The 14,283-nt window shown below is 71.9% G+C and carries 8 protein-coding genes; 3 read left to right on the top strand and 5 right to left on the bottom strand.

From position 1 onward, the window contains the following. The first annotated feature begins 583 nt into the window (after positions 1-583). Positions 584-1,600: an LLM class flavin-dependent oxidoreductase gene (locus RB614_RS08750; RefSeq protein WP_428982959.1), complete on the top strand. Its 1,017-nt coding sequence runs from the start codon at positions 584-586 to the stop codon at positions 1,598-1,600. A gap of 370 nt (positions 1,601-1,970) precedes the next feature. Here the strand turns inward: RB614_RS08750 and RB614_RS08745 are convergent, their stop codons facing one another. Both RB614_RS08745 and RB614_RS08740 read right to left on the bottom strand, forming a co-directional pair. Next, entirely contained in the window at positions 1,971-4,205 is a 2,235-nt protein-coding gene (locus RB614_RS08745) for a rhamnogalacturonan lyase family protein (protein WP_308711875.1), read from the bottom strand. Between the two features lie 136 nt (positions 4,206-4,341). Next, complete coding sequence (locus RB614_RS08740; protein WP_308711874.1) at positions 4,342-6,246, bottom strand: beta-galactosidase; 1,905 nt, start codon at positions 6,244-6,246, stop codon at positions 4,342-4,344. 52 nt (positions 6,247-6,298) lie between these two features. Here RB614_RS08740 and RB614_RS08735 point away from each other — a divergent pair, with 52 nt between their 5' ends. Further along, complete coding sequence (locus tag RB614_RS08735; protein ID WP_308711873.1) at positions 6,299-8,593, top strand: TIM-barrel domain-containing protein; 2,295 nt, start codon at positions 6,299-6,301, stop codon at positions 8,591-8,593. A 76-nt stretch (positions 8,594-8,669) separates the two neighbouring features. Here the strand turns inward: RB614_RS08735 and RB614_RS08730 are convergent, their stop codons facing one another. The 3 genes from RB614_RS08730 to RB614_RS08720 all read right to left on the bottom strand — a co-directional run bounded on the left by RB614_RS08730 (position 8,670) and on the right by RB614_RS08720 (position 12,327). Further along, positions 8,670-9,557: a carbohydrate ABC transporter permease gene (locus RB614_RS08730; protein WP_308711872.1), complete on the bottom strand. Its 888-nt coding sequence runs from the start codon at positions 9,555-9,557 to the stop codon at positions 8,670-8,672. 68 nt (positions 9,558-9,625) lie between these two features. Beyond that, positions 9,626-10,648 carry an ABC transporter permease gene (locus RB614_RS08725; RefSeq protein ID WP_308711871.1) on the bottom strand — a complete coding sequence of 341 codons (1,023 nt, stop codon included), beginning with the start codon at positions 10,646-10,648 and terminating at the stop codon, positions 9,626-9,628. Continuing rightward, a complete protein-coding gene (locus RB614_RS08720; protein WP_308711870.1) occupies positions 10,645-12,327 on the bottom strand; it encodes an extracellular solute-binding protein in 1,683 nt (560 codons plus the stop codon). The genes RB614_RS08725 and RB614_RS08720 overlap by 4 nt, the downstream gene beginning before the upstream one ends. Before the next feature lie 193 nt (positions 12,328-12,520). Here RB614_RS08720 and RB614_RS08715 point away from each other — a divergent pair, with 193 nt between their 5' ends. Further along, positions 12,521-13,738, top strand: coding sequence for an ROK family protein (locus RB614_RS08715; RefSeq protein WP_308711883.1), 1,218 nt, complete (start codon positions 12,521-12,523; stop codon positions 13,736-13,738). The last annotated feature ends 545 nt before the right edge of the window (positions 13,739-14,283 follow it).

The following is a 14,283-nucleotide window of genomic DNA, read 5'->3' as shown; positions in this document are numbered from 1 at the left end:
ACGATCTATTCCAAGGTATGAGCTACCGCGATGCCCGTCGCGGTCCGGACCCAACGCCACTCACACTGATTCGATCAAGGCCGTGAGCTGGGCACGCTCAGCAGCGTCAGGCTGTTGACCGGCCCGAGCCGGGCCGCGATCGATCAAGGACAGCACCGGGCGGACGTCGAGATCGTGGTACGCAGGTGCCCCCAGGCGGGCCGATCCGTACCACGATCTGCTGGGACGATCCCGACCGAAGTGTCGATCATAGGATCGCCGCGGTCGCCCGGGACGTACCGTCGGCCGACTTGATCAACTTAAGCTGACCGGGCGTTGGGTCCGGACCGTTGCTCCCGCAGCCTCAGCCTCCACGCCTGGCGACCGCAACCCACCCGGCCCCGACCGGCCCGCCCGAGGCGTCAGGGCGGCACTGGCCGCCGATCGAGGACCGAGTCTCTGCTCAGCGGTACTGGAAGTACGTTATGAGGCCGCCATAACGTACTTCCAGTACCGCTGAGCGAACCCCACCCTTGGAATAGATCATCTAGCTCGGGAGGGCGAGGCCGTGGGAAAGCTTTCCTTGGCCGGAAGAAACGGGGGCTTGGCGGGGTTGCAGGATCTTGTGATCGACGTACCCTTGTCCGTCCTCGACGTCGCGCCGGTCGCTGCCGGCGCCTCCTCCGGTGACGCCCTGCGCGCCACCACCGACCTGGCCCGCGCGGTCGAGCGGATGGGTTACCACCGCTTCTGGGTGGCCGAGCACCACAACATGCCGGCGATCGCGAGCTCCGCGCCCGCCGTGCTGATCGCCCACCTCGCGGCCGCCACCTCGACCATCCGGATCGGCTCGGGCGGTGTCATGCTGCCCAACCATGCGCCGTTGGTGGTGGCCGAGCAGTTCGGGACGCTCTCCGCGCTCCATCCGGGCCGCATCGACCTGGGCATCGGGCGGGCGCCCGGCACCGACCAGGCGACCGCGCTCGCGCTGCGGCGTACGGTCGAGGGGCTCTCGGCGGAGCAGTTCCCGCAGGAGCTGGCCGAGCTGATCAACATGTTCACCGGCGACCAGCAGCGGCGGATCGTGGCCACGCCCGGACTCGGCGAGAGCCCGGCGGTGTGGCTGCTGGGGTCCAGCGGGTTCAGCGCCCAGCTGGCCGGGATGCTGGGGCTCCCGTTCGCGTTCGCGCACCACTTCAGCGCGACCAACACGCTCCCCGCCATGGCCCTGTACCGGGAGAGCTTCCGCCCCTCCCGCTGGCTGGACGAGCCGTACGCGATGGTGGCCGTCGCCACCGTCTGCGCCGACACCGACGAGCGGGCCCAGTGGCTGGCCCGGCCGAGCGGCCTCTCCTTCCTGCGGCTGCGGCAGGGGCGCCCGCAGGCGCTCGCCACGCCGGAGGAGGCGGCCGCGTACCCGTACACGGACCTGGAGCGGCAGTTCATGGCCGAGCGGTGGGAGGGGCAGGCGATCGGGTCGCCGGAGACCGTCCGCCGCGCGCTGGAGGACCTCCGGGCGAAGACGCGCGCCGACGAGCTGATGCTGACCGCGCTGGTCTACGACGTGGAGGAGCGCATCCGCTCGTTCGAGCTGGCGAAGAAGGCGCTCACCGAGAGCTGAGCCGGTCGCCGGACGGGCGGGGCGGCGAGGGGCTGAGCTGTGCGGGCGATCACCCAGAGGTGCTGGCCAGGCACGCGCGAAACCGGCCTGACAACGATGGTCGTCACCGAAACAACAACGTCATCGATACGTCACCGGGCCGCACCAGGGACGGCTCTACTCTTGTTCACGTGGGCGCGGGGCCGCCGGAATCGTGGGGCCGGCGATACGCGAACACGGTGCGTACAGCACCGCAGTGCCGGCGGGGATAGGTGCCCATCCCCGCCGGCACATTAGCGTCCGCGCTCCCTGCTCGCCGAAGGCCCGAAGGCCGGCGCGCTCCGCCCTCGTCGCTACGCTCCTCGGAGCGGAGCTTGCCGGCCCTGGGGGCCTACCTCAGGTAGACGTTCGGCTGGGGCGGTGTCGCCATCCCGTTCCCGATGAAGAAGCTCGGGTGCGGCGGCTGGTTGTACGCGGTGTTCTGCCACGCGATCGCGACCCGGTACTGGGCGTCGTGCATCAGCGTGTGGATCCGCCGGTCGGTGACGGTCGGGGTGGCGTAGATCCGCAGCGCGGTGTTGCCGGAGGTACGCCAGATGACCTCCTCCCGCCAGTCGCCGAGGATGTCGCCGGAGAGCGCCGGCGTGGCCTTGGTGCCGTTGTTCGACGCCACGCCCGAGCCGTCGAGGAGCCGGGTCTCCGACGACGTGCCGTACTTGTCGATCCGGGTCTGGTCGAGCAGCTCGCGGACCGGGTCGCCGTCCCACCAGATCAGGAAATTCGCCGACGACGGCTTGCGCCCGACGTTGGCGCCGCTGGTGCCGCGCAGCCCGTCGACGCCGGACGACCAGAGCTCCGCGCCCGCGTTGCCGGCGTACACGTCGCCCGCCACGCCCCGGCCGTTGTCGCAGCCGCAGACCGGCGCGCTCCAGATGTTCTGCCCGGTGCCGGCGTGGATGTCCATCGCCGGCTGGCTGGTCGACTCGTGGACCGTGAAGATCTCGACGCCGGACCGGGACGGGACGAGGTCGCCGACGTGCAGCGCGTCGCCGTGCCCGTACCCGGTGCGGTACATGAAGGCGCCGTTGTCGTCGATCGTCGCCGACCCGTACACGATCTCCTGGCGGCCGTCGTTGTCGACGTCCGCGACGGAGAGCTGGTGGTTGCCCTGCCCGTAGGCGCCGGTGTTGCTGTTGCCCGAGTCGTACGTCCACCGCCGTACCAGGCTGCCGTTGCGGAAGTCCCAGGCCACGACGACCGCGCGCGTGTAGTAGCCGCGGGCCATGACGAGCGAGGGCCGCTGGCCGTCCAGGTACGCGGTGCCGGCGAGGAAGCGGTCCACCCGGTTGCCGTACGAGTCGCCCCAGGAGGAGACGGTGCCGCGGGCCGGCTCGTAGTTGACGGTGGAGAGCACAGCGCCGGTCCGCCCGTCGAACATGGTGAGGAACTCCGGCCCGCTCAGGATGTAGCCGTCGGAGTTGCGGTGGTTGGCCGACGCGTTGCCGATCACCTGGCCGGTGCCGGAGCGGGTGCCGTCGGCGGTCTTCATGGCCACCTCGGCGTCGCCGTCACCGTCGTAGTCGTACACCTGGAACTGGGTGTAGTGCGCACCGGCCCGGATGTTGACGCCCAGGTCGATCCGCCACATGCGGGAGCCGTTCAGCCGGTACGCGTCGATGTACACGTTGCCGGTCACGCCCGCCTGCGAGTTGTCCTTGGCGTTGTCCGGGTCCCACTTCAGCACGATCTCGTACTGCCCGTCGCCGTCCAGGTCGCCGACCGACGCGTCGTTGGCCGAGTACCCGCTGCCCGGGGACTGGATCGGCACGTCGAGGTAGCCGTTCGCGAACGAGAGGGAGGCCTCGGAGGCGGCCTGCTCGGTGCCGTTCACGACGGCCCGCACGGTGTAGGAGGAGTTCGCCGCCGCACCGCTGTCCAGGTAGTTGGTGGAGTTCGTGATCGGCGTGGAGTTGACCTTGGTGCCGCCCCGGTACACGTTGAAGCCGGTGCTCGCCGGCTCGGTGCCGAGCAGCCGCCACGACACCAGGTTGGCCGATCCCGAGCGCACGCTGATCAGCCCGCGGTTGAGGTCCTCCATCTGCTGCGCGTTTCCGGCGGGAGGCGGCGGCGTGGTCGGCGGCGGTGCCGTCGTGGGCGGGGGCGCGGTGGTCGGCGGGGGCGCGGTCGTCGGAGAGGACGGTGCCCCCGTGCAGGCCGTCCCATTCAGCGCGAACGACGCCGGTACCGGGTTGGCGTTGTTGTTCCACGAACCGTTGAAGCCGAACGACGCGGTCCCGTTCGTCGCGATCGGCGCGTTGTAGCCGGCGTCGACGGCCGTGACCTGTGCGCCGCTCTGGGTGACGGTGGCGTTCCACGCCTGGGTGACGGTCTGGCCGGCGGTGTACGACCAGACCAGCGACCAGCCGTTGACCGGGTCGCCGAGGTTGGTGATGGTCACGCTGGCGCCGAAGCCGCCCTGCCACTGGTTGGTGACGGCGTAGTCGACCCGGCAGCCCGCGGCGGCGGAGGCGGAGGTCGCGACCGCGGCGACGAGGACGCCCGCGCCGGCCACGGTGCCGGCGAGCGTGGCGGAGAGCAGCGCGGCGCGCCGCCTGGATGTGAGCATGCGAGGACTCCAGTCAGAGCGGGCGGCGTGCCCAGCGCCGCCCGGGATGGGAGTCGGCTCCCCGCGTCACCGCCGATCCTAAGGCAAGGGCTTTCCCCGGAACAACATCGAGGAGTTTCAGTGCCCTCCGTGGTGGTCACGGCGCCTCGCGGACGACCGCCCAGCCGCCGGCCGGCACCTCGACCGCGCCCTCGACCCGCTTCCCGGTCATCAGGTCGGTCCCCTCGGCCTCGACCTCGCGGGCCGCGGTGCCGTGGTTGAACGCGAACAGCCAGGCCGCGTGCCGGTCCCGCCGCCGCACCAGCTCCAGCTCGGCCGCGCCCGCGCGCACCGGGATGCCGGCCGCCTGCGCCAGCAGCTCCCCGTAGGCGGCGTCGTCGGGCCGGGTCGAGACGTACCACGCCGTGCCCGCCCCGAAGCGGTGCCGGGTCACGCCGGGGCGCACGAGAGCCGCCCCGACCAGGTGCACGTCCTCGGCCCAGCCGTGCGGGGTCGGGCGAAACTCCTCGACCCGCACCCCGAGCACCTCGCGCAGCGCGCCCGGGTAGCCGCCGAGCCGCACCCGGCCGTACTCGTCGGCCACCCCGGACAGGTACGTCGCGACAAGCCGGCCACCACCGTCCACATAGGTCCGCACCGCCGCGGCCGCCGCGTCCGACATCAGGTAGTGGGCGGGGAGCACCAGCAGCTGGTACGGGAGCGGGCCGGGCCGGTCCAGCGACACGAAGTCGGCCGTGATCCCGACCCGCCACAGTGCCCGGTGGGCGGCCCGCACCTCGGCCAGGTAGTCGATCCCGTCCCACGGCAGGCCCGGCCCCTGCAGCGCCCACCACGAGGCGGCGTCCCAGGCGACCGCCACGCACGCCTCGACCGCGCCGGTGTCCACTTCGCAGAGCCGGCCGAGCGCCGCGCCCAGCTCGACCGCCTCCCGGTACACCCGGCTGTCCGGCCCGGCGTGCGGCACGAGCGCGGAGTGGAAGCGCTCGGCCCCGCCGCGCGGCGCCCGCCACTGGAAGAACATCGCGCCGCGCGAGCCGCGGGCCACGTGCGCGAGGCTGTGCCGGGCCATCCGGCCGGGCTCCTTGGCGTGCATGCGGCCGCCGGCGTAGACGAGGTTCGGCGCGCTCTCCATCAGCAGCCACGGGCGCCCGCCGGCCCACGAGCGGGCCAGGTCGGCGGCGAACGCGGTCTCCTCCTCGGCTCCCGGACCGGCGTCCGACGGGTAGTGGTCGATCGCCACCAGGTCCACCTCCCGGGCCCAGCGGGCGTGGTCGACCGGCACCCAGGCGCCGAAGACGTAGTTGGTGGTGACCGGTACGTCCGGCCCGGCCGCGCGCAGGATCTCCCGCTGCTCGGCGTACGCGGCCAGCAGCTCGTCGGACCAGAACCGCTTGAAGTCGAGCACCTGCCCCGGGTTCGGCAGGTACTGGGTGGCGCGGGGCGGGAAGACGTACGCCCAGTCGGCGTAGTGCTGGCCCCAGAACGCCGTGGTCCACGCGTCGTTGAGCGCGTCGAGCGTACGGTAGCGGGCCATCAGCCAGCTGCGGAAGGCGGCCGCCGCGTGGTCGCAGTGGCACACCGTGCCGTACTCGTTGTGCACGTGCCAGAGCGCCACGGCCGGGTGCTCCGCGTACCGGCGGGCCAGCTCGCGCGCGATCCGCCGGCACGCCTCGCGGTAGGCCGGGGCGCTCGCGCAGTAGGTGTCCCGGCTGCCGTGCAGCAGCCGGGTGCCGTCCGCGCGGACCGGAAGCGCCTCGGGGTGGGCCAGGCTGAACCACGGCGGCGGCGAGGCGGTCGGCGTGGCCAGCGCGACCTTGACCCCGCCGGCGCCGAGCAGGTCGAGCACCCGGTCCAGCCAGTCGAACGTGTACCGCCCCTGCTCCGGCTCCAGCCGCGACCAGGCGAAGACGCCGACGCTGACCAGGTTGACGCCGGCCCGCCGCATCAGCGCGACGTCCTCCCGCCAGACGTCCTCGGGCCACTGCTCCGGGTTGTAGTCGCCGCCGTAGCAGAGCCCGTCGAGCCCGCGCGGCCACTCCATCGGCGCCTCCAGGCGTTGACAGTTTGTTGGGTTAGAAGAAAAACTAACTCACATGCCCTACCGACCGCCGCTGGTGCCGTACGAGACTTTCGTCGCCGACCCGCCCGACCTGCCCGTCCGCGCCCCCGGTGAGCAGGGGCTATCGGCCGTGACCAGGGCCGAGCTCGTCACCACCGACGGCTCCGGCGTGTCGGTGAAGGCCACGACCTCCGACGGCGGGACGCTCGCGGTCCAGATCGGCGCCGCGGGCGAGGGCATCCTGCGGGTACGGCTGAGCGAGGCACCCGACGCCCGGGGGCGCTCGGCCCGGGCACTCGCGCTCGTGCGCCCCGAGGCACACCCGGCCACCGTGACCGTGGCCGGCCCGGTCGTGCGGGTCAGCGCCGGCCCGGTGACCGCCGAGCTCACGCTCGACCCGTGGCACCTGCGCTTCGTCGACCCGGCCGGCCGCGTGCTGCTGGAGGAGAACCCGGGCGAGCGGGACATCAGCGGCCGCCTGCGCACGCTCCCGTTCGGCCGCTCCCTCGCGGACGGCGCCGTCGCGGCGTACCACGAGAGCTTCACCGCCCCGGCCGACGAGCGCTTCGTGGGCTTCGGCGAGAAGTTCACCCCGCTCGACAAGCGCGGGCAGCGCGCCCTGATGTGGAACTTCGACGCGTTCGGCACCGAGTCCGACCGGTCGCACAAGACCGTGCCGCTCTACCTCTCCAGCCGAGGGTACGGGGTGCTGGTCGACAGCGGCATGCCGATCGAGTTCGACATGTGCCAGTCCACGCACAGCTGCGTGCAGATCCTGGTCCCGGACGACGTCCTCGACTACTACGTGATCGCCGGTCCGGCGCCGGCGGACGTGCTCGACCGCTACAACCGGCTCACCTGCCGGCCGCTGCTGCCGCCGAAGTGGGCGTTCGGCGCCTGGATGTCCTCCGGGTTCTATGTGGACACCCAGGAGAAGGTGCTGGACCGGGCCCGGCGCCTGCGCGAGCGCGGCATCCCCGCGGACGTGCTGCACCTGGACTGCTACTGGCAGGTGGCCGGGCACTGGTCCGACCTTCGGTGGGACGCGGAGAACTTCCCCGACCCGGCGGGCATGCTGGGGACGCTGGCCGAGCAGGGCTTCAAGGTCTGCCTGTGGACCAACCCGTACGTCAGCCAGCACTCCCCCGCCTTCGCCGAGGCGGCCGAGGCCGGCTACTTCCTGCGCCGGGCGGACGGCTCCACGTACGTGGCGGACGTGTGGCACGGCTCCCACCCCGCCTCCGGCATCGTCGACTTCACCAACCCGGCCGCGGTCGCCTGGTTCGTGGGGCTGCTGCGGCCGCTGCTTTCGCAGGGCGTGGCCGCGTTCAAGACGGACTTCGCCGAGGGCGTGCCGGCCGACGCCGTGGCGCACAACGGGATGACCGGCACCGAGCTGCACAACGTGTACACGCTGCTCTTCAACGACACCGTCTCGGCCGTCACCCGCGAGGTCGCCGGGCACGGCCTGGTCTGGGCCCGCTCGTCGTACCTGGGCGGGCAGCGGCACTCGGCCCAGTGGGGCGGCGACGTCAACGCCACGTATCCGGCGATGGGCAGCACCCTGCGCGGCGGCCTGTCGCACGGCCTCTCCGGCGTACCGTTCTGGAGCCACGACGCGGGCGGCTTCCACGGCACGCCCACGCCCGACCTGTACGTGCGGTGGGCCCAGTTCGCCGCGCTCTCCCCGCTGGTCCGCTTCCACGGCACCACGAGCCGGCTGCCCTGGGACTTCCCCGCCGGCGCCGAGCGGCTGGTCGTCGACGCGCTGCGGCTGCGCTACCGGCTGATGCCGTACATCTACTCCGCCGCCGTCGAGTCGGCCCGCACCGGCATCCCGCTGATGCGCGCGCTGCTGGTCGACTCCCCCGCCGACCCGGCCGCGTGGGGCGCCGAGCTGGAGTACCTGCTCGGCCCCGACCTGCTGGTCGCACCGATGCACGACCCGTCCGGCGAGCGCGACGTCTACCTGCCCGCGGGGCGCTGGGTCGACCACTGGACCGGTGAGACCCACGAGGGCGGGCGGCACCTGCGCGTGTCGGCGCCGCTCTCGCGCGTCCCGCTCTTCGTGCGGCACGGCGCGCTGATCCCGGTACTGTCCGATCAGGACAGTGTCGGCGCCGGCCCGTTCGACGGCGTGACGATCGTCAGCTGGGGCGGCACGGACGCCCGCACCGTCGTGCGGGACGTGGATGGCGACACCGTCGTGGTCGCCGTCCGCGACGAGGGCACCCTCCGCGTGACCTGTGAGGGTCCTTTGCGGGTACGGGACGCGACCCTCGCATTTGGACGTGGTCAGGGCGTTCCGCACGTGATACTGACGCCCTGACCGCTGTGCGCAGGCGTGGTGCCATGGTGGGGGTGCCACGCCTGCGCTCCCATACACCGCTGGTAGTGGGCCGCGGTCAGCCCTTGATGGCGCCGACGATCACGCCCTTGACGAAGTGGCGCTGGATGAACGGGTAGATCAGCACGATCGGCGCCACCGTCACGACCACGACCGCCATCTTGATGGCCTGCGTGGGCGGGAGGGAGCCGACCGACTGGCCGGAAAAGCTGGGTGACTGGCCCTGCAGGATCATGCTCTGCAGGATGCGCTGGATCGGAAACTTGTCGTTGCTGTCGATGTAGAGCAGCGCGCTGAACCAGACGTTCCAGTAGCCCACCGCGTAGAAGAGGCCGACCACGGCGACCACCGGGCGGCTCAGCGGCAGCACGATGCGCCACAGGATGCGAAACTCGCCCGCCCCGTCGATGCGCGCGCTGTCCAGGAGCTCGTTCGGCAGGCCCTGGAAGAAGCCGCGGACCACGACCAGGTTGAAGACGCTGATCGCGCTCGGCAGGATCAGCGCCCACAGGCTGTCCTTGAGGCCGACACCGGTGACCACCAGGTAGCTGGGGACCAGGCCGGGATAGATCAGGAACGTGAGCAGGAAGAAGAACAGCAGCGTACGGTGGCCGACCGAGCCGGGGCGGGACAGGCCGTACGCGGCCAGCACGGTCAGCGTGAGGCTCACCAGCGTGCCGGCGACGGTGACCAGCGTCGAGACCCAGAGCGCCCGGGTGACGATGCCGCCGGAGAAGATGGTGACGTACGCGGAGGCGTCGATGCCCTTCGGCACCATCACCATGCCGCCGGCGTCGTTGATGGTCTTACGCGAGGAGAGGCTGGTCACCAGCACCGACCACAGTGGAATCAGCACGACCAGCGCCATCACCGTGAGGGCGGCGCCCTTGCCGGCCAGCCCCACCGGCGTCGGCTTCTCCTCCCAGGCGGGACGGGTGCCGCTCATGGCCCTCCTCGCTTTCGCCCCGGGCGGCCCCGAGGATCCCGGCGCTCCGCGCCCGATGATTCGCCCGCTCATTGCCGCGAGATCAGCCCCCGTTCGCCGATCATGTGGGCGACCCGGTTGGCGACCAGGATCAGCACCAGCCCGACGGCGGCCTTGAAGAGGCCGGCGGCGGCGCCGAAGCCGAAGTTGCCCGTGGTGATGGACTGGTAGTACACGAACGTGTCGAGCACCTCCGCGGCGTCCCGGCCGACCGCGTCCCGCTGCAGGAGGAACTGCTCGAAGCCGACCGAGAGCGCGTCGCCCAGGCGCAGGATGAGCAGGAGCACGATGACCGGACGGAGCCCGGGGAGCGTGACGTGCCACAGGCGGCGCCAGCGGCCGGCACCGTCCACAGCGGACTGCTCGTACAGGTTGGGGTCGATCATCGCGAGCGCGGCCAGGAAGACGATCATGCCCCAGCCGGCGTCCTTCCACACCGACTCGGCGGTGACCAGCACGATGAACGTGTCCGGGTTGGTCATGATGTTCGGCGGCTCGACGCCGGCCTGGCGCAGCTCCTGCGCGAGCAGCCCGGCACCGCCCAGCATCTGCACGAAGAACGTGACGACCAGCACCCAGCTGAAGAAGTGCGGCAGGTACACGACGGTCTGGATGAACGCCCGCAGCTTGCCGGAGATCACGCTGTTGAGCAGGATCGCCAGGCCGATCGGCAGCGGAAAGTAGAAGACCAGCTGGAACGCGGTGATGGTGAGCGTGTTCCAGAGCGCGTCCCAGAAGGCCGGGTCGCTGAAGAGCGTGTTGAAGTTGCCGAACCCGATCCACTCGCTGGCCAGGAACGCCGAGAGCGGCCCGTCGCCGGCGTACGGGTTGTAGTCCTGGAACGCGACCACGTTGCCGAGCGTCGGCAGGTAGTGGAAGACCAGCAGCAGGAGTGCGGCCGGCGCGGTCATCAGCAGCAGCGGCCAGTCCCGGCGCAGCCGGGCCCGCAGCGGCATCCGCGGCCGGCGCCGCTTGCCGGGCGGCTGGGTCGGGCCCGGCGGCCGGGCCAGCTCGTCGCTGGTCCCGGCCGCGACAGGTGCCTCCGTGCTCATTTGCCCGCGTCGCTCCGCGCCTTGGCAAGGAAGTCGCGGGCCTCGTTGCCGCCGCCCGCGGTCTTCCATTCGTTGACGAGCCCGTCGAACTCGGTCAGCGGGCGGCGCCCCCGCACGATGTCAGTGATCTTGTCCTCGTACGGGACGGTCTGCGACTTGTACGTCGCCGGGAACTCGAGCTTGATCCCGTCCCACGGGTTGGTCTCCATGAACTTGACCATCGCGTTCGAGTACGAGAGCAGGTCCGGTACGTACTTCGGCGTCTCCGGCCAGGGCTGCACCACGGGGCTGCGGCCGCTGACGAAGAAGTACTGGTTGGCGATCTCCTTGAAGCCGAGGTCGGTCTTGACCGGACCGTCCGGCGTCATCGTGTGGTGCTTGCCCTCCACGCCGTACTCGCGGGTGTGCCACTCCTTGCTGCCGAACGGCGCCGAGCACCAGTTGACCACCCGGAGCAGCTCCTCGACCCGTTCCTTGCCGAGGCCCTTCTTCACGAACGTGTACGAGATCGGCTTGTCGTCGCCCCACACCAGCGGGTCGCCGCCGGTCGCCGAGAAGATCGGCACCGGCTGGAGGTTGAACCCGGGCGTGACCTTCTGCTGCTGCGCCTGCATGCCCTGCCAGCCGCCGATGCCGTCCTGCATGAAGAGGATGCGGCCGCTCTCCATGAGCTTCTTCATGTCGCCGCCCTTGCTGGCCGCGAGGTCGGGGTGGACCAGCCCGTCCTTGTAGATCCGGGCCATGACCTCCAGGGCCGCCTTGAACTCGGGCGTCTCGTACTTGTGCTCCGGCGTGCCGTCGGCCTTGAGCCGCCACCCGGTCTCCGAGGCGGGCGACTTGTGAAACATCTGCACCATGGCGAAGATGTCGCTGAACGCCCAGACGCCGGCCTTGGTGTCGGTCACCTGCTTGCCGATGCTGATCAGCTCGTCGATCGACTTCGGGTAGGTCAGCCCCTTCGCGTCGAGCAGGTCCTTGCGGTAGAAGAGCGCCCACGGAAACGGCCCGTCGGTCGGGTTGGGTACCGCCATGAGGCGCTGGTTCCACAGGGCGTTCTGCCAGGCGCCGGTCGGGAAGGTCGCCAGCATCGGGTACGCGTTGACCTTGTCGCCGGAGAGGAAGTCGGTGAGGTCCTCGAAGAGCACCTTGACCGCGTCGGCGAAGCGGGGCAGCTTCTCCACCTCCCACTGCGGGACGCAGAGCAGGTCGGGCACGTCGCGGGCGCCGAGCATCGCGTTGAGCTTGTCCGCGTACGTCAGACCGTCCTGGATGGAGAAGTTGACCGGTATGCCCAACTCGTCGTTGACGGCCGCGAGGTACGCGTTCTGCCCCAGCCCGGGCGGCGCCGGCCCCCACGCCGGGGTCATCGCGGTGATCTCCTTGCCGCTGCTGCCCGGCTTGTCGGCGATCAGGTCGACGAGGTTGCTCGGGTACTTGTTGTAGCCGTCCGGGATCGGCCGGGTGCTCGTGATGTCCGGCTGCGGGATGCCGTCCGGCAGCTTGCCCTGCGCCGGCAGGACACCGGAGACCTTGCTGGTGTCGTCGGCGGCGCCCTTGCTCCCGCCCCCTTCACCGCAGGCGCTGAGCAGGCCGCCTCCGGCGACGGCGGCGGCGCTGAGGCCGGTGAGGCCGAGAAACTTTCTGCGGTTGGTCGCCGCGCCCGCGAGGGGTGGAGTCACGGCGCACTCCCTTCTACTGGCAAAAAGTGGTATGACTGTAGTTAGTTCGTCTACCGACTAAACAAAGTATTGCGAATCACAAACTAGACCAACGGTTACCGCCGCCACAAGGGCGGACCCGGTACGGCATGATGGTCAGGCCAGCCCGGGGCACCATCTGACCGACGCCGGGAACGGGGCTGACTTGATCACGATGCAGAGCGGGCCGCAGCCGGCCGACTTCGCCGACGTGCGAGCCACCAACCTCGCCGTCGTGCTGCGCCATGTGCGCACCCACGCGCCGTGCTCGCGCGCCGACATCGCGGCCGCCACGGGGCTCAACAAGGCCACCGTCTCCAGCCTGGTCGCCGACCTCATCGAGCGGCGGCTGCTGCGCGAGACCGGGCTCGCCGAGCACCGGATCGGCCGGCCGGCGACGATGCTGGTGCTCGACGGCCAGCCGTACGCGGCGATCGGCATGGAGGTGGCCGCGGACCACCTCACCGCCGTCGCGGTCGACCTCGCCGGCGAGCAGCTGCTCACCTGGCGGCGGGCGTTCACCGGTACGGAGACCGGGGCCGGCAAGGCGGTCAGCACGATCGCCGCGCTCGCCTCCCGGGCCGCGTCGCGGGTGTCCGCGCAGGGACGGCAGGTGCTCGGCGTGACCGTGGGCGTGCCGGGGCTGGTCGACGCCGACGGCGCCGTACGGCTGGCGGCCGGGCTCGGGTGGCGCGACGTGGAGCTCCGGGCCGATCTGGTGCGGGCGCTGCGCGACCCCAAGTACGACGTGGCGGTCGACAACGACGCCAACCTCTCCGCGCTGGCCGAGCACCGCTACGGGGCGTACGCCGGCACGGCCAACCTCGTCTACCTCACCGGCGAGATCGGCATCGGCGCCGGCGTGGTGGTCGACGGGCGGCTGCTGCGGGGCGGGCGCGGGTTCAGCGGCGAGATCGGCCACCTGCAGCTCGACCCGGCCGGTCCACAGTGTCCCTGCGGGCGTACGGGTTGCCTGGAGGCCCTGGCCGGCGTGCGCGCCATCATCCAGCGGGTGCTGCCGGACGCCGAGGTCGACGGCCCGGTGACCGACTTCGCGCCGGAGATCGACGAGGTCGTACGCCGCGCCCGCCGCGCCGATCCCGCCACGCTGGCCGCCCTGACCGCGGTCGGCCGCCACCTGGGGCACGGCGTGAGCATCGTGGCCAACCTGGTCAACCCGGACGTGGTCGTGCTCGGCGGCAACTTCGTCCCGCTCGCCCCGTGGCTCCTGCCCGCGGCCGAGGCGGAGCTCGCCACCCGCGCGGTGGCCCCGGACGCCGGCGGCTGCCGGCTCGTCGCCTCCGCGCTCGGCCCCGGCGCCGCCGCGACGGGCGGTGCCGCGAGAGCCCTGGCCGCCGTGGACGCCGGCCACCTCCCCCCTCTCCCCACCTGACCCCCGCCCCGGGCCACCTCTCCTCGATCCCCGCCCGTCCCGCGCCCGCCGCGGCGGCGTCGGCAGCCTTCCCTACCTCCGCCTGCCCCGCGCCGCCTGACGGAAAGTCCGGGAACGCCCAACGAGGCCGGCGCAAGTGGCGACATCGCCCACCTCGCGCCCGCTCCGCGCGAGCCGCCCGCCACCCGCCCGCGCCGCGCCCACCCGCGCCACGCCGGCGCCACGCCGGCGCCACGCCCGCGCCACGCCCGCGCCACGTTCGCCCGCGCCACGCCCACGCGCCCCACGAGCCGCCCGGGCCTGCGCCACGCCCGGGCCCGAACCCGCCTCGGCGACGCGTCGCCCGTTGCAACAACCACTTGAACCCAAGCACGCTCGAAGCAGCAGAAACCTGGGTTCTGTTGCTTCGGCCGCACAGGCGCGGCGTGCGGGCGGACAGGCACGACGGCCGGAAACAGCGGCCCGGCACGGCGGGTGGGACCAGCGGGCCGGCACGGCGGGTGGGCCCGGAACGGACGGGCGCCCACAGGCTGATGGGCATGGCG

It is taken from the genome of Phytohabitans maris, assembly GCF_031085175.1.
GTDB classification, from domain to species: Bacteria; Actinomycetota; Actinomycetes; order Mycobacteriales; family Micromonosporaceae; genus Phytohabitans; species Phytohabitans maris.
Note: the sequence above shows the minus strand (reverse complement) of the source record. Positions and strands in the feature narration are given on the sequence as shown.

Bases quoted from the DNA above. Each gene is read 5' to 3' on its own strand.
- RB614_RS08745 (WP_308711875.1), bottom strand. From the start codon at position 4,205: ATGCTCACATCCAGGCGGCGCGCCGCGCTGCTCTCCGCCACGCTCGCC.
- RB614_RS08730 (WP_308711872.1), bottom strand. From the start codon at position 9,557: ATGAGCGGCACCCGTCCCGCCTGGGAGGAGAAGCCGACGCCGGTGGGG.
- RB614_RS08715 (WP_308711883.1), top strand. From the start codon at position 12,521: ATGCAGAGCGGGCCGCAGCCGGCCGACTTCGCCGACGTGCGAGCCACC.
- RB614_RS08725 (WP_308711871.1), bottom strand. From the start codon at position 10,648: ATGAGCACGGAGGCACCTGTCGCGGCCGGGACCAGCGACGAGCTGGCC.
- RB614_RS08740 (WP_308711874.1), bottom strand. From the start codon at position 6,246: ATGGAGTGGCCGCGCGGGCTCGACGGGCTCTGCTACGGCGGCGACTAC.
- RB614_RS08735 (WP_308711873.1), top strand. From the start codon at position 6,299: ATGCCCTACCGACCGCCGCTGGTGCCGTACGAGACTTTCGTCGCCGAC.